13 protein-coding genes and 1 tRNA gene are annotated in these 15,206 nt (G+C 71.4%); 4 read left to right on the plus strand and 10 right to left on the minus strand.

The window, feature by feature from the left end; translation table 11 throughout:
• Positions 1 to 17: 17 nt before the first annotated feature.
• The 6 genes from pdxT to pgsA form a co-directional block, all read right to left on the minus strand.
• Positions 18 to 617, minus strand: a complete 600-nt coding sequence (gene pdxT / locus AAFN69_RS15275; protein ID WP_347729035.1) for a pyridoxal 5'-phosphate synthase glutaminase subunit PdxT — start codon at positions 615 to 617, stop codon at positions 18 to 20.
• Complete coding sequence (gene pdxS, locus AAFN69_RS15280; protein WP_347729036.1) at positions 617 to 1,534, minus strand: pyridoxal 5'-phosphate synthase lyase subunit PdxS; 918 nt, start codon at positions 1,532 to 1,534, stop codon at positions 617 to 619. The genes pdxT and pdxS overlap by 1 nt, the downstream gene beginning before the upstream one ends.
• Positions 1,535 to 1,878: 344 nt before the next feature.
• Entirely contained in the window at positions 1,879 to 2,424 is a 546-nt protein-coding gene (locus tag AAFN69_RS15285) for a hypothetical protein (RefSeq protein ID WP_347729037.1), read from the minus strand.
• A 220-nt stretch (positions 2,425 to 2,644) separates the two neighbouring features.
• Entirely contained in the window at positions 2,645 to 3,805 is a 1,161-nt protein-coding gene (locus AAFN69_RS15290) for a glycosyltransferase family 4 protein (protein ID WP_347729038.1), read from the minus strand.
• Positions 3,802 to 4,713, minus strand: a complete 912-nt coding sequence (locus tag AAFN69_RS15295; protein WP_347729039.1) for a phosphatidylinositol mannoside acyltransferase — start codon at positions 4,711 to 4,713, stop codon at positions 3,802 to 3,804. The genes AAFN69_RS15290 and AAFN69_RS15295 overlap by 4 nt, the downstream gene beginning before the upstream one ends.
• Complete coding sequence (pgsA, locus tag AAFN69_RS15300; RefSeq protein ID WP_347729040.1) at positions 4,710 to 5,369, minus strand: phosphatidylinositol phosphate synthase; 660 nt, start codon at positions 5,367 to 5,369, stop codon at positions 4,710 to 4,712. Before pgsA ends, AAFN69_RS15295 begins: the two co-directional genes overlap by 4 nt.
• Before the next feature lie 406 nt (positions 5,370 to 5,775).
• Here pgsA and AAFN69_RS15305 point away from each other — a divergent pair, with 406 nt between their 5' ends.
• Both AAFN69_RS15305 and AAFN69_RS15310 read left to right on the plus strand, forming a co-directional pair.
• Positions 5,776 to 7,986 (plus strand): elongation factor G-like protein EF-G2, encoded by a 2,211-nt coding sequence (locus AAFN69_RS15305; protein WP_347729041.1) that lies wholly within the window; start codon positions 5,776 to 5,778, stop codon positions 7,984 to 7,986.
• Positions 7,987 to 8,269: 283 nt separating this feature from the next.
• Positions 8,270 to 9,907 (plus strand): hypothetical protein, encoded by a 1,638-nt coding sequence (locus AAFN69_RS15310; RefSeq protein ID WP_347729042.1) that lies wholly within the window; start codon positions 8,270 to 8,272, stop codon positions 9,905 to 9,907.
• 69 nt (positions 9,908 to 9,976) lie between these two features.
• On the opposite strand, the gene AAFN69_RS15315 is transcribed toward AAFN69_RS15310, so the two are convergent.
• A complete protein-coding gene (locus tag AAFN69_RS15315) occupies positions 9,977 to 10,537 on the minus strand; it encodes an HIT domain-containing protein (RefSeq protein WP_347729043.1) in 561 nt (186 codons plus the stop codon).
• A gap of 66 nt (positions 10,538 to 10,603) precedes the next feature.
• Here AAFN69_RS15315 and AAFN69_RS15320 point away from each other — a divergent pair, with 66 nt between their 5' ends.
• Positions 10,604 to 11,260, plus strand: a complete 657-nt coding sequence (locus AAFN69_RS15320; RefSeq protein ID WP_347729044.1) for an ion channel — start codon at positions 10,604 to 10,606, stop codon at positions 11,258 to 11,260.
• A gap of 42 nt (positions 11,261 to 11,302) precedes the next feature.
• On the opposite strand, the gene thrS is transcribed toward AAFN69_RS15320, so the two are convergent.
• Positions 11,303 to 13,279 carry a threonine--tRNA ligase gene (gene thrS / locus AAFN69_RS15325; RefSeq protein ID WP_347729045.1) on the minus strand — a complete coding sequence of 659 codons (1,977 nt, stop codon included), beginning with the start codon at positions 13,277 to 13,279 and terminating at the stop codon, positions 11,303 to 11,305.
• Positions 13,280 to 13,816: 537 nt separating this feature from the next.
• Here thrS and AAFN69_RS15330 point away from each other — a divergent pair.
• Positions 13,817 to 14,542 carry a 3'-5' exonuclease gene (locus tag AAFN69_RS15330; RefSeq protein ID WP_347729046.1) on the plus strand — a complete coding sequence of 242 codons (726 nt, stop codon included), beginning with the start codon at positions 13,817 to 13,819 and terminating at the stop codon, positions 14,540 to 14,542.
• Between the two features lie 61 nt (positions 14,543 to 14,603).
• Here AAFN69_RS15330 and AAFN69_RS15335 read toward each other — a convergent pair.
• Both AAFN69_RS15335 and AAFN69_RS15340 read right to left on the minus strand, forming a co-directional pair.
• A tRNA-Val gene (locus AAFN69_RS15335) sits at positions 14,604 to 14,675 on the minus strand.
• Between the two features lie 39 nt (positions 14,676 to 14,714).
• Positions 14,715 to 15,206: an SRPBCC family protein gene (locus AAFN69_RS15340; RefSeq protein ID WP_347729047.1), complete on the minus strand. Its 492-nt coding sequence runs from the start codon at positions 15,204 to 15,206 to the stop codon at positions 14,715 to 14,717.

Genomic DNA, 15,206 nt, shown 5'->3' on the forward strand with positions numbered 1-15,206 from the left:
ATCCTACCGGGAGCGGGTCACCGTGCGTCGCGCACCATGTCCGCGAAGAGACCGTGCATCCGGTGATCGCCGGTGAGCTCGGGGTGGAAGGACGTCGCCAGGGCACTGCCCTGCCGGACCGCGACGACATGGCCGTTGTACTCGGCGAGCACCTCGGTCCGGGCGCCGACCGATTCCACCCAGGGCGCGCGGATGAAGACGCCCTCCACCGGGCCGCCCTCGACCCCGGCCACTTCCACGGCCGCCTCGAACGACTCGTTCTGGCGGCCGAAGGCGTTGCGGCGCACGATCATGTCGATGCCGCCGATGGTCTCCTGGCCCGAGCGCGGGTCGAGGATCTTGTCGGCGAGCATGATCAGGCCGGCGCAGGTGCCGTAGACCGGCATTCCGGAGCGGACCCGCTCGCGCAGGGGCTCCATCATGCCGAAGAGATGGGCGAGTTTGGACATGGTGGTGGACTCGCCGCCGGGGATCACCAGGCCGTCGACCCCGGCGAGCTCCTCGGGCCGCCGGACCGGCCTGGCCGCGGCGTCCGCCGCGGCCAGTGCGGTCAGGTGCTCCCGTACATCGCCCTGGAGGGCGAGAACCCCGATCACCGGGTTCCCGGGAGCGGTCATCACCAGCCCCGGTTGGCGTAGCGCTCGGCCTCGGGCAGGGTGTCGCAGTTGATGCCGACCATGGCCTCGCCGAGGTTGCGGGAGGCGTCCGCGATGATCTTGGGGTCGTCGAAGAAGGTGGTGGCCTTGACGATCGCGGCGGCGCGCTTGGCCGGGTCGCCGGACTTGAAGATCCCGGAGCCGACGAAGACGCCCTCGGCGCCGAGCTGGCGCATCAGCGCCGCGTCGGCGGGGGTGGCCACGCCGCCGGCCGAGAAGAGGACCACCGGCAGCTTGCCCAGCTCGGCGACCTCCTTGACCAGCTCGTACGGGGCACGGAGGTCCTTCGCGGCGGCGTACAGCTCGTTGTTGTCGTAGCCGCGCAGCCGGGCGATCTCGTTCTTGATCTGGCGGAGGTGGCGGACCGCCTCCACGACATTGCCGGTGCCGGCCTCGCCCTTGGAGCGGATCATGGCGGCGCCCTCGGCTATCCGGCGCAGGGCCTCGCCGAGGTTGGTGGCGCCGCAGACGAAGGGGGTGGTGAAGGCGAACTTGTCGGAGTGGTTGACCTCGTCGGCCGGGGTCAGCACCTCGGACTCGTCGATGTAGTCGACGCCGAGGGACTGGAGCACCTGGGCCTCGACGAAGTGGCCGATACGGGACTTGGCCATGACGGGGATGGAGACCGCCTCGATGATCTCCTCGATCATGTTGGGGTCGGACATCCGGGCCACTCCGCCGTCCTTGCGGATGTCGGCGGGCACCCGCTCCAGGGCCATCACGGCCACGGCGCCCGCGTCCTCGGCGATCTTCGCCTGCTCGGCGTTGACCACGTCCATGATGACGCCGCCCTTGAGCTGCTCGGCCATGCCGCGCTTGACGCGGGCGGTGCCGGTCGCCGGGGCGGCGGAGTTCGGGGTGGTGGGGGTGGTGGACACAGAGGACCTCACTCGGGAAGACGTGATGACTTTTTCCGGCCGGTGCCGGGGTGCTGCCGGGAGCGTCTCCCGGCGGCACGGTGCGTCAACGATGGAACCTCCGTGAAGCAGTCCACTGCAAGGGCCAATGAATAGGCGGTGGATCGTTTTCCGGCGGTGCGCGGGGGCGGTCCGGCGGGTTCGCGGAATCCGGTGAGGTGTTGGTCAGATCTGTGTCAGGGCAGGTCAGGGCGGTGTGAGGGGTGCGTGCCGGGTGGACGCGGAGGGGGCGGCGAGTGGATCTTCGTGTGGGGTACGGAGGTGTCGGCCGGGCCGTCTCGCGGCCTCTCGCAGTCTGTTGGGGGTCAGGTTCCCGGGCGGTCCGCGAGGGCCGTCGGCGGCTCGTCGTCCATCTCGAAGGCGAGCGGGAAGGGGGCATGGCCGGCCAGCCGGAACCAGCGGACCTTGCGGTGCCGGCGCAGTGCGCGGGCGGCGCGCACCGCGTCGTTGTGGAATCGCCTCGCCATGGGGACCCGGCGCACGGCCTGGGCCAGTTCGAGCGCGGCCTCCTCGCCGCCGGGGACCTCGCGGACCGCCTCCAGCTGGGCGCTCTCGCCGAAGACCACCCGCAGGGCGGCGCTCAGTTCGCTCTCGGCGACCTCGCGCTGCTCCTCCTCGGCCTGGCGGGCGGCGTGGGCGGCCTCGTACAGCACGATCGAGGCGGCGGGGTCGAGCACCTTGGAGGTGGCGAGTTCCTGCGTGACCGAGGCGCGGCGCAGCAGTTGGGCGTCGAGGGCGGCGCGGGCGGCGTCGATACGGGTGTGGAGGCGGTCGAGCCGGCCGGCGGTCCAGCTGAGGTACATACCGATGGCGATGACGCCGAGCAGAATCCAGATGAGCGTTGCGGTCACGGGCGGCAAGGTTACCGGGCGGGCGGAAGCGGGTGGGGGTGTCCTCGCCCGGAGGCGAGGGTCCGTCCTCAGTCGCCGGACCGGCTCGGATGCCCCCGGGGTCGAGGGTACGTCCTCAAACGCCGGGATGCTCCCGGGAGTACGGGCTCCCCTGCCCCCGGGAGTACGGGCCCGAACGCTCCCGGGGGGACGGGCCTCGAAATCGCCCGCCCCCGGAAGGTCAGCTGCGGGCCAGGCCGAAGCGTTCGCGCAGGCCGGGGCGCTCGTCCGCGGCGACCGAGGCGGCGCCGTCGGTGACCGTCTCGTACACCGAGAGAATGTCCGCGCCGACCGTGGACCAGTCGAAGCGGCGCACATGAGCGCTGCCCCTCGCCCGCAGCTGCGCCCGCCGGTCCGGGTCGGCCAGCAGGGAGTTGGCCGCGCGGGCCAGTGCCGCCGCGTCCTCGTTGGCGAAGAGCTCGCCGGCCTCGCCCTGGTCCAGGACCTGGGCGAAGGCGTCGAGATCGCTCGCCAGCACCGGCGCGCCCGCCGACATCGCCTCGACCAGGATGATGCCGAAACTCTCGCCGCCCGTGTTGGGCGCGACATACACATCGACACTGCGCAGCAGCCGCGCCTTGTCCTCGTCACTGACCATGCCGAGGAACTCCACGCTGCCGCGCATCTCGGCGGGGAGCGAGGCGACCGCCTCCTCCTCGTCCCCCCGGCCCGCGACCAGCAGCCGGGTGCCGGGGTGGGCGGCGAGGATCGTCGGGAGGGCCCTCATCAGGACGGGGAGCCCCTTGCGCGGTTCGTCGATCCGGCCGATGAAGCCGATCGTGCCGCCCTGCCACTCCTTCTTCGGGGCGGCCTTCTCGAAGAACCCGACATCGACGCCGTTGGGGATGACCACGGCGTCCCCGCCCAGATGCTCGACCAGGGTGCGCCGGGCGTACTCGCTGACCGCGATCCGGGCGCTGATCTTCTCCAGCGCGGGCTGGAGGATCGGATACGCCGCGATCATGGCCCGGGAGCGGGGGTTGGAGGTGTGGAAGGTCGCCACGATCGGCCCCTGCGCCGCCCAGCAGGCCAGCAGGCCCAGCGACGGCGAGGTGGGCTCATGGATGTGGATGACGTCGAAGGTGCCGTCGTGGAGCCAGCGGCGCACCCGCGCGGCGGAGAGGAAGCCGAAGTTGAGCCGGGCGACGGAGCCGTTGTACGGGACGGGCACGGCCCGCCCCGCCGAGACGACGAACGGCGGCAGCGGGGTGTCGTCGTCCGCCGGCGCCAGTACGGAGACCTCGTGGCCGAGCCGGATGAGATGGTCCGCCAGGTCCCTGATGTGGAACTGGACTCCGCCCGGCACATCCCAGGAGTACGGGCAGACGATGCCGATCCTCACCGGGCGCTCTCCTCGGGCCGGATCTCCAGGTCGTCCAGCCAGAGCCGCTGAAGCATGTGCCAGTCCTCCGGGTGCTCGGCGATGCCCGCGGCGTAGGCGTCCGCCAGGGCCTGTGTCATCACAGACGTCTTCTCGGCCCTGGTACCTGTCACGGGGACCTCCACCGGGGGGTGGATCAGGCCGTGCATGGCCGGTTCGGGGCCGTACCAGAGGTTCACGGGCAGCAGCAGCGCCCCGGTCTGCTGGGCGAGCAGTGCCGGGCCGGCGGGCATCCGGGCCCGGGCGCCGAAGTAGTCGACCTCGACCCCGGAGGAGGAGAGATCCCGGTCGGCGACCAGACAGACGAGCCCGCCCTCGCGCAGCCGCCGGGCCAGGGTGCCGAAGGCGGAGCCGCCCGCGTGGGGCAGCACCTCCATGCCGAGGCTCTCCCGGTAGGCGACGAAGCGGTCGTACAGCGATTCGGGCTTCAGCCGTTCGGCGACGGTGGTGAAGGGTATGCCGAGGGTCCGGGTGACCCAGACCCCCGCGAGGTCCCAGTTGGCCAGGTGCGGCAGGGCGAGGACCACACCGCGGCCGGCGTCGAGGGCGTCCGTCATATGGTGCGCGTCCTTGATCGACACGCTCTCCGCGACGCGTTCCGCGCTCCAGGACGGCAGCCGGAAGGACTCCATCCAGTACCGCATGTACGAGCGCATCCCGGCCTTCGACAGCTCGGCGAGGCGCTCGGGGCCGGCGTCGGGCACGACCCGGGCGAGGTTGGACTCCAGCCGGAGCACCCCCTTGCCGCGCCGCTTCCAGGCGGTGTCGGCGATGGTCCGGCCGAGCGACGAGGCCACCGGGTCGGGCAGCTTGCGCACCGCGCTCCAGCCCAGTCCGTACAGCCCGTCGGTGAGACGGTCCCGGATCATGTCGCGTCCGCCTCGTTCCGCGCGGCGGCGTCGGCCTCGGCCGACTCCCGGCGCACCGTGACGACACGCTGCCCCAGGGTGACCGCGCTGCCGAGGGCCACGATCCAGAGCGCGATCGGCAGCAGGACGTCGACACCGGGCACACCGAAGGCGTGCAGACCGGCGAGGCCCGCGGCGACGAGGGAGATCACCAGGCGCTCGGCGCGCTCCACGAGGCCGTTGACGGCGACCGGGAGGCCGATCGCCTCGCCGCGGGCCTTGGTGTACGAGACGACCTGACCGCTGGCCAGGCAGAAGATGGAGACGGCACAGAGAATGTTGTCGTCGCCCCCGCCCGCGTACCAGAGGGCGAATCCGCCGAAGATGGCTCCGTCGGCCACCCGGTCGAGGGTGGAGTCGAGGAAGGCGCCCCAGCGGCTGGAGATGCCCGCCTGGCGGGCCATGTTGCCGTCGATCAGATCCGAGAAGACGAAGAGCGTGATGACGATCGTGCCCCAGAAGAACTCTCCCCTGGGGAAAAAGTAGAGGGCACCCGCCATCACTCCGGCCGTACCGATCAGCGTGACCGCGTCGGGGCTGACCCCGCGGCGGAGCAGAAATGCGGCGATCGGTGTGAGGACACGCGTGAAGAACGCACGCGCGTACTTGTTCAGCATGGCCTTCCCGAGGTTCGGTGGGCCGTGTGGCCCCATCGGCCACCGGCTGGCCCATCGTAGCCATCACTGGCGCCGGGCACCGCCGGGACCCGGCGCGACCGGGGGCCCGGCGGGGCGGAACCGGGCCCGCGGCGGGCCGCGCGGTGCCGCGCGGGGGATGGACGGGCCCCCACCGGAGTGGAAAGCTCGAAGGACGACCGGCGGCCGGGCCCCGGAGTCCCGGGTACCGGCCGCGCACCCGTCACCACGACCGCGGACACCGCCGGACTCTCCCCGGGCCCGGGCGGACACGGGTATCCCCCGGCTCCGCCCCCGCCGCATCGCGGGCCCGGCCCCCGCGGCCCATCTCCGCGCACCGCACCGTGCACTCGGTGCATTCGATCGGATCGATCGGGAGGCAGGCATCATGGGCGTCAAGGCGAACACACACCCCGGAGCCGCGGGCAGGGCGACAGCGGCCGGCCGGCCCTCATCCGTACGGAATGTGGTGCTCGTCGGCCACAGCGGCTCGGGAAAGACCACCCTGACCGAGGCCCTGGCGCTCACCGCGGGCGCGGTGAACCGGGCCGGGCGGGTGGAGGACGGTTCGACCGTCTCGGACTACGACGAGATCGAGCACCGCCGGCAGCGTTCCGTACAGCTCTCCCTCGTCCCCGTCGAATGGGGCGAGTACAAGATCAATCTGCTGGACACGCCCGGCTACGCCGATTTCGTCGGGGAGCTGAGGGCCGGTCTGCGCGCCGCGGACGCGGCCCTCTTCGTGGTCTCGGCGGCACAGGAGGCCGAGGCGGTCGCGAGCACCACCCGCGCGCTCTGGGAGGAGTGCGCCGCCGTGGGAATGCCGCGGGCGATCGTCGTCACCCATCTGGAGACCGCCCGGGTCGGGTACGAGGAGCTGGTCCGGATCTGCGCGGAGAACTTCGGCGGGGACGACCCCGACGCCGTGCTCCCCCTGTATCTGCCCCAGTACGGCACCCCCGGACCGGACGGTCACACCCCGGTCACCGGACTGCTCGGACTGCTCTCCGGGAAGATCTTCGACTACGCGGCCGGGGAGCGGAAGGAGACCGCGCCCGCCGCCGGGCAGGAGCCGCTGATCGAGGAGGCGCGGAACCGGCTGATCGAGGGGATCATCGCCGAGAGCGAGGACGAGACCCTGATGGACCGCTATCTCGCCGGTGCGGAGATCGACCTCGCCACACTCGTCGGGGATCTGGAGAAGGCGGTCGCCCGGGGGGTCTTCCATCCGGTGCTCGCCGCCGCGCCGGCCGCCGGGGGTGCCCGCCAGGGTCTCGGCACGGTCGAGCTGCTGGAGCTGATCACCGGCGGCTTCCCCACCCCGCTGGAACCGGAGTGCCCGGCCGTCACCACTCCGCAGGGCGCGCCGCGCCCCCGGGTCAGCTGTGATCCGGACGGTCCGCTGGTCGCCGAGGTGGTGAAGACCGCGTCCGACCCCTATGTCGGGCGGCTCTCGCTGGTACGGGTCTTCTCCGGCACCCTGCGCCCCGACGAGACGGTGCACGTCTCCGGGCACGGGCTGGCCGACCGGGGGCACGAGGACCACGATGTGGACGAGCGGGTGGGCGCGCTCTCGGTGCCCTTCGGCAAGCGGCAGCGCCCGCTCGACCGGGTCGTCGCCGGGGATCTGGCGTGTGTGGCCAAGCTCTCCCGCGCGGAGACCGGCGACACCCTCTCCTCGAAGGACGATCCGCTGCTGATGGCGGCCTGGGCGATGCCCGACCCGCTGCTGCCGCTGGCGATCCGGGCGCACGGCAAGGCGGACGAGGACAAGCTCTCCCAGGGGCTCTCCCGGCTGGCCGCCGAGGATCCGACGATGCGCCTGGAGCAGAACCGGGTCACCCGCCAGGTGGTGCTGTGGTGTCTGGGCGAGGCGCATGCCGATGTGGCGCTGGAGCGGCTGCGCAGCCGGTACGGCGTCCGGGTCGACGTGGTGCCGCACCGGGTGTCGCTGCGGGAGACCTTCGGCGGGCCGGCGGCCGGGCGCGGCCGGCATGTGAAGCAGTCCGGGGGGCACGGCCAGTACGCCGTCTGCGAGATCGAGGTGGAGCCGCTGGCGCCGGGCTCGGGGATCGAGTTCGTGGACAAGGTGGTGGGCGGCGCGGTGCCCCGGCAGTTCATCCCCTCCGTGGAGAAGGGGGTGCGCGCCCAGGCGGCGCGCGGTGTGGCCGCCGGCCATCCGCTGGTCGATGTGCGGATCACGCTGCGGGACGGCAAGGCGCATTCGGTGGACTCCTCCGACGCCGCCTTCCAGACCGCGGGGGCGCTGGCGCTGCGCGAGGCCGCCGCGGGGAGCCGGATCGAACTGCTGGAGCCGGTGGCCGAGGTGCGGGTGCTGATTCCGGACGAGTACGTGGGCCCGGTGATGAGCGATCTCTCGGGGCGGCGCGGACGGGTGGTCGGCACCGAGCAGTCGGCCGGATCGCGGACTCTGGTGCGGGCGGAGGTGCCGGAGATCGAGATCGGACGGTACGCGATCGATCTGCGCTCCCTCTCGCACGGCACCGGGCAGTTCAGCCGTTCATATCTCCGGCATGAGCCGATGCCGCCGCAGGTGGCCGAGAAGGTGTCCGAAAAGGTGGCCGAGAAGGCAGGTTAGCGGGGCGGAGCGCGCGGCGGGCGAGTGGTGCAGGGGCTGTTGACGGGGGATCTCCGCAGGCAGTCGCGGTGTCCCGGACCCCGGCCGATGTCCGCCGGCCGGCGCGGCCCCCTTCACGGGGGCGGTTTTTCCCCATCCCGCGGGCCGCCCCCGTGCCCAGGTCACCTGACGCAGAGGTCATCCCCCGGATACGCTGAGGTGCCCAGCTCAGCAGGTGTGCGGGGCGCCGTGGTCGGGAAACAGCCGCAGAGCGGACACAGAGCGGTGATGGGGGCGGTATGTGATGAGCGATTTCGACTTCAGTCCCGGAGCACAGATCCCGATCATGGGTTCCGCCGGGCAGACCGCGGCGACTCATATGCTCGCCTCGGCCGCGTACCGGGACAGCCCGGTCGCGGACATCCTCAAGGCCAACAACGACTGGCACAAGTCCGATGTGAAGCCGGGGAAGTTCTCGCTCTTCGAGCCGAATCTGGGGGAGGCGTTCTCCCGCGCGGTGCAGCTGAGGACCCTCGGCGGCGGGCGCGGCGCGCTGATCCAGTCCTTCGGTCTGGAGCCGCAGGTGGTGGTGGAGCACTGCCTCGACGCCCAGCGGATCCGCAAGGAGCGGGACACCAAACTCACCGCGATCACCGCGGTCTTCGGTCTGCTCTTCCTGCCGGGCATGCTGCTGTGGATGGGCGCGTTCCAGCTCCGCCGGACCATAGCGGGGGCGCAGAACAAGCGGGCCGGGACCCTGGGCACGCTGCTGCTGATCGGGCTGGGCGGTCTCGCGCTGCTGATGCTGATCCGGCTGCCCTTCACCGGCGTTCTGGGCTGGTATCTGCGCGGGATGATCGTCGCCCCGGTGGTCGGCTGGCTGCTGGCCACCCGGATCTGCGAGTCCACGGCCAAGGATCTGCGGGAGCGCTGGGACGGTCTGCTCTCGGGCGGCGGGGTGGGTGCCAAGATGCCCGGTGACCCCAATGACGCGCGGCGCGAGGCGCTCCGCCAGAGCCTGCAGAATCTCACCGCCGAGCAGCAGTCCAATTCGGCCTTCTACGCCGGTCCCAAGGGAATACTGGGCATGGGCACCCGGTGGGGCAGCTGGCAGATGGCGGAGGAGCTGGTCTCCAAGGATCCCGCCAAGGAGATCAATCAGTTCCGCAGCTGGGATGTCATAAGAGCGATCCACGACCGGCTGAAGCTGCTGGAGCGCGGCCCGCTGAACTCCGGTGGTTTCCCGACCCCTTCGGTGAAGCACTGGATCGTCTCCCCGGTCGGTGAGAACGCCGGCTCCGTCTCCCGGCCCGACGGCCAGGATGTGGAGGCGCACCAGGTCAAGGGCCACGAGATACAGCGCATCTGCAATCACCAGCAGTTCGGCAGCGGCAACCGGCACTATCTGGGCGTGCAGTTCACCCTCTGGGACGGCCAGTTGGTCATCACCATGATGATCACGGTGACCGTGCTGCACGAGACCCTGCGGGTGGAGGTCACCGGGCATGCGCTCGGCCCGGTCCACGGCCTCTTCAGCACCAAGTCCTCCCCCAAGACCGTCACCACCAGCAAGACCATCCGGTTCTGGGAGACCAAGACCCGGACGCTGCCGCTGGTGGACGCGCCGGAGGTGGTGCGTCTCGCCGTGCGGGCGCCGCTGACCTGGTATCCGCCGCTGCTGGAGTTCCTCGGCGGGAAGCTGGTGCTGCCGGAGCCGTTCGGGCTGCGGCATGCCTGGGCCGAGCAGCCCTGGCGGCACCGTTTCATGGCGGACGACGCGATGCGCGCGGCCACCCCGGTGCTGCGGGTGGCTCACGCGGCGGCGCTGAAGGTGCTCGCCGACAATGGTGTGGACACCGACCGCTTCACCGGCCGTTCGATGGCCGTGAGCGGCGCGGTCCAGGATCTGTCGCCGCGAAAGGCCGATCTGTACGACGCGTGATGAGGCCATGACGAGGCCCCGGGGACCTGAAGGGTCCCCGGGGCCTCGTCATGTGCCGGTCCGGCCGTACTACCCGGCGGCCCAGACCCCGGCCAGCATCGCCCGGGTGTCGGCGAGGAGCTGCGGCAGCACCTTGGTGTGGCCGACCACCGGCATGAAGTTGGTGTCCCCGCCCCACCTCGGCACGATGTGCTGATGCAGATGGGCGGCGATCCCCGCCCCGGCCGCCATCCCCTGGTTCATCCCGATGTTGAAGCCGTGCGCACCCGAGGCGGCGCGCAGCGCGCTCATCGCCCGCTTGGTGAAGAGGGCGAGTTCGGCGGTCTCGTCATCGGTCAGCTCGGTGTAGTCGGCGACATGCCGGAACGGCACCACCATCAGATGGCCGCCGTTGTACGGGTAGAGGTTGAGCACCGCGTACACATGCGAGCCGCGGGCGATCACCAGCCCGTCCTCGTCCGATTTGGCGGGGATGGAGCAGAAGGGGCAGCCGTCGCCGGCTTCGGGCCCGGTCGGCTTGTTCTCCCCCTGGATGTACGCCATCCGGTGTGGCGTCCACAAACGCTGGAACGCGTCGGGCGTTCCCACTCCGATCTGCTGCTCCGGCTCACTCGTCATGATGTGCAGCATATGGCTTCACCCGTGCGGGGCGTGTCGCCGGGGCCACCCCCGCGGCGGGGGCGCGATCCTGGGGCGATGAGCGACGAGAACGCCCTGTGGCGGTGGCGCACCCGCATGGAGGTCCCGCTCTTCGTGGCCTCGGGGCTCTTTCTGGCCTGCTACGCGGTACGGGTGCTGGCCGTCGATCTCGCGCCGGAGTGGCGGGACGCCGCGCTGGCCGTCACCTACGCGGCATGGGCCTTCTTCCTGCTGGACTTCGTGGTGCGGTGGCGGCTCAGCGGCGAGGGCCCCGGCTATCTGCGCCGGCATCCGCTGGATGTGATCGTGGTGGTGCTGCCGCTGCTGCGCCCGCTGCGGATCGTCCAGCTCTACGAGTCCGTCCAGCACCGGCACACCGGCCCCCGGCTGCCGCTGTACGCCCGGGTGATCACCTATGCCGGGATGTCGGCGGTGCTGCTGGGCTTCGCGGGCGCGCTGGCGGTGTACGCGCAGGAGCGCGGGGCGCCGGGCGCCACCATCCGCACCTTCGGGGACTCGGTGTGGTGGGCCTGCTCGACCCTGACCACGGTCGGCTACGGGGACGAGACCCCGGTGACCGCGCTGGGCCGGGTGATCGCGGTGGGGATGATGACGGGCGGCCTGGCGCTGCTGGGCGCGGTGACCGGGTCGTTCTCGTCCTGGCTGATCCAGACCTTCACGCTGGACGAGGACAGGGAGCCCCCGGGGAGGTGATCCTCCCCGGGGGCTCCCCATGAGCCGGGTGTCCGGCGCCGGTCAGACCTGTACGCGGTCCTCGACGACCTTCAGGAGCTTGGCCATGGCCTCGTCCTTCGGGATGCCGTTCTCCTGCGAGCCGTCCCGGTAGCGGAAGGAGACGGTGCCCGCGTTCATGTCCTCGTCACCGACGATGATCATGAAGGGGACCTTGAGCTTCTGCTGGGTGCGGATCTTCTTCTGCATCCGGTCCGACGAGGCGTCCACATCGACCCGCAGGCCCTTGCGCCGCGCCTCGGCGGCGAACTCCTGGAGGTACTCGACATGGGCGTCGCCGATCGGGATGCCGACCGCCTGCACGGGGGCCAGCCACGGCGGCATGTGGCCCGCGTAGTGCTCCAGGAGCACGGCGAAGAACCGCTCGATGGAACCGAAGAGCGCCCGGTGGATCATGACGGGACGCTGCCGTGAGCCGTCCGGCGCGGTGTACTCGAGGTTGAAGCGCTCGGGGAGGTTGAAGTCGAGCTGCACGGTCGACATCTGCCAGGTCCGGCCGATGGCGTCCCGGGCCTGGACGGAGACCTTGGGGCCGTAGAAGGCCGCGCCGCCCGGGTCGGGGGTGAGCGGCAGGCCCTGCTTCTCGGCCACCTCCCGCAGCACCCGGGTGGCCTCCTCCCACGCCTCGTCCGAGCCGACGAACTTCTCCGGGTCCTTGGTGGAGAGCTCCAGATAGAAGTCGGTCAGACCGTAGTCGCGCAGCAGATTGAGGACGAAGGTCAGCGCGCGGTCGAGCTCCTCGGCCATCTGCTCGCGGGTGCAGTAGATGTGCGCGTCGTCCTGGGTGAAGCCGCGGGCCCGGGTCAGGCCGTGGACGACTCCGGACTTCTCGTAGCGGTACACGGTGCCGAACTCGAACATGCGCAGCGGCAGCTCACGGTAGGAGCGTCCGCGCGCGTCGAAGATCAGATTGTGCATCGGGCAGTTCATGGGCTTGAGGTAGTAGTCCGTACCACCGTCGAGCTGCATGGGGGGGTACATGCCCTCCGCGTACCAGTCCAGGTGGCCGCTCTTCTCGAAGAGGTGCCCCTTGGTGGCGTGCGGGGTGTAGACGAATTCGTACCCCTCCTGCTCGTGCCGCTTGCGGGAGTAGTCCTCCATCACCCGGCGGGTGATACCGCCGCGCGGGTGGAAGACGGCGAGGCCGGAGCCGATCTCGTCGGGGATGGAGAAGAGGTCCAGCTCGGTGCCGAGCCGGCGGTGGTCGCGCTTCTCGGCCTCGGCGAGGAAGTCGAGGTGTGCCTTGAGCTCGTCCTTGGACGGCCAGGCGGTGCCGTAGATCCGCTGGAGCATCGGGTTCTTCTCGCTGCCGCGCCAGTAGGCGGCGGCGTTCCGCATCAGCTTGAAGGCCGGGATGTTCCGGGTGGTGGGCAGGTGCGGGCCCCGGCAGAGGTCCTTCCAGCACAGATCACCGGTCTTGGCGTCCAGATTGTCGTAGATCGTCAGTTCGCCGGCGCCGACCTCGACATCCGCGCCGTCGTCGCTGGAGGCGGAGCCCTTGATCCCGATCAGTTCGAGCTTGTACGGCTCGCCGGCCAGCTCCTCGCGGGCGGCCTCGTCGCTCACCACCCGGCGGGAGAAGCGCTGGCCGCGCTTCTGGATCTCCTGCATCTTCTTCTCGATGGCCTTGAGATCCTCGGGGGTGAACGGCTTCTCGACATCGAAGTCGTAGTAGAAGCCGTCCTTGACCGGCGGGCCGATACCGAGCTTGGCCTCGGGGAAGAGCTCCTGCACGGCCTGCGCCATGACATGCGCGGCGGAGTGGCGCAGGATGTCCAGACCGTCCGGGGAGGAGATCTCGACGGGCTCGACCTCCTCGCCGTCGCCGGGTGCGTACGACAGGTCCTTCAGCTCGCCCGCGACCCGGGCGGCGATGACGGTGCGCTCACCGGCGAAGAGATCCGCGGCCGTCGTGCCTGTGGTCACCACGCGCTCTTCCCGCTCGGAATCGCGATGGATGATCACACGGACGTCTGACACCGGTCTCTCCTGACTGATGGGGGGCCCGGCGGACACCGGGTCTGACTGAATCGTACCGAGCGCGGGGGGTGGGCCGCGAAAGGGTTCACCCGGGAGGAAGCCCCCGGGGCGGGCAGCGGGAACTCTCCCGGGCTCCGGAGGCCGGTGCCCGGGAGCCGGTGCCGGAGCGGGGGGCCGGGCCCGGTGGCGGGAGGGGGCTCGGCGGCGCGCGCCGGGAGGTGTTCCGAAGGGGGCTGCCCGGCGGGGCGGTTGCCGTGCGGTCGCATTTTCCCCGCACGCGGGCGCGCGTGCGGCCTTCCGGACCTTCGGCCCGTGCCCGCCCTGACGCGCTTGCCCGAGCGCGGGCGCGCGAGGACGCCGTACCGCCCGGGGCTCCGCCCGGCCCCGGCACACCCCCGCGCGCGGGTGCGCACGCGCCGGCGGACCCTGCCGCCATCTGTGTCGTCACCACCCCGCGTACGGCGCGAACAGCGCGGGTATCACCGTTCCGGGCAGGGCGACGGCGCCATCTGCCGGTCATGTGCGAGGAGTTCGGGGATGACGCACTGGTACGACGGCCCGCTGGCCGCGTTCGACACGGAGACGACCGGGGTCGATGTCGAGGAGGACCGCATCGTGTCGGCCGCGGTGGTGGTCCAGGATTCGGCGGGCGCGCGGCCGCGCGTCACCCGCTGGCTGGTGAATCCGGGGATCCCGGTGCCGGCGGAGGCCGTCGCGGTGCACGGCCTCACCGATGAGCACCTCCAGCACAACGGCCGCTGGCCGGCGCCGGTGATGGCGGAGGTGGCGAAGGCGCTGGCGGAGCAGTGCGCCGCGAACCGGCCGCTGGTGGTGATGAACGCGCCGTTCGATCTGACGATCCTCGACCGCGAGCTGCGCCGGCACCGGGCCTCCTCGCTCGGCGGCTGGCTGGAACAGCTGCCGCTCGCGGTCCTGGATCCGAGAGTGCTCGACAAACAGCTGGACCGGTACCGCAAGGGCCGCCGGACGCTGACCGATCTGTGCGAGCAGTACGAGGTGGTGCCGACGGGAGCGCACGACGCGGCGGCCGACGCGCTCGCGGCGCTGGAGGTGACCCGCGCGGTGGGCCGGCGCTTCGCCGGGCGGATGGAGCGGCTGACACCGGCCGAGCTGCACACACTCCAGGCGGTGTGGCACGCGGCTCAGGCACGCGGCCTCCAGGCGTGGTTCGCCCGCAGCGGTACGCCCGAGGTGGTGGATCCGTCCTGGCCGCTCCGGCCCGAACTGCGCACCGCGGCCTGACGGGCGGACGGCCGGGAACAGCGGAAAGCCGGTCCGTCGATGACGGACCGGCTCTTCCCGGTGGGCGATACTGGTTTCGAACCAGTGACCTCTTCGGTGTGAACGAAGCGCTCTCCCACTGAGCTAATCGCCCGGGAACGGACTGAACCATACAGGTCCGGGCGGCCCGTCTTCAAATCTCCCCGGGCCCCCGCTCCCCCGCCCCGGCGGGTCCGGACCGGCCGGGGCGCAGCCGGCCCTCCAGACCGCGCCGCCCGGCGCGCATCATGGCCGCGTGATTGGCCCGGAACAACGGGCGGCAGAGCGGCGCCAGCCGTCTCATCAGGGGCTTGCGCACCTCCACCGTCTGGTCGTACACGGCTCGGGCACCGCCCGAGCCCGCCGTGACGGTCCAGCGCACCCACCCCTCCAGATCGCCTCCCAGCCGGACTTCGAGGATCCCGGCGACCGGGTCGTGCCGCACGGCGCGGGCGGTGACCGTCAGCCCGACGGGGAGGAAGGAGCGGATCCGGGCGGTGCCGCGCTCCTCGTCGAGCTGGACGACGGAGCGGACCTGGGGCCACCAGAGGGGGTAGTCGACGGGGCGTTCCAGTGCCGCGAAGACCGCGTCCGGCGGGGCGGTGAGCTCCCAGACGGTGTGGAAGCGGTAGTGGTTCCAGTCCAT

This window comes from Streptomyces sp. CAU 1734, assembly GCF_039888735.1.
GTDB lineage: Bacteria > Actinomycetota > Actinomycetes > Streptomycetales > Streptomycetaceae > Streptomyces.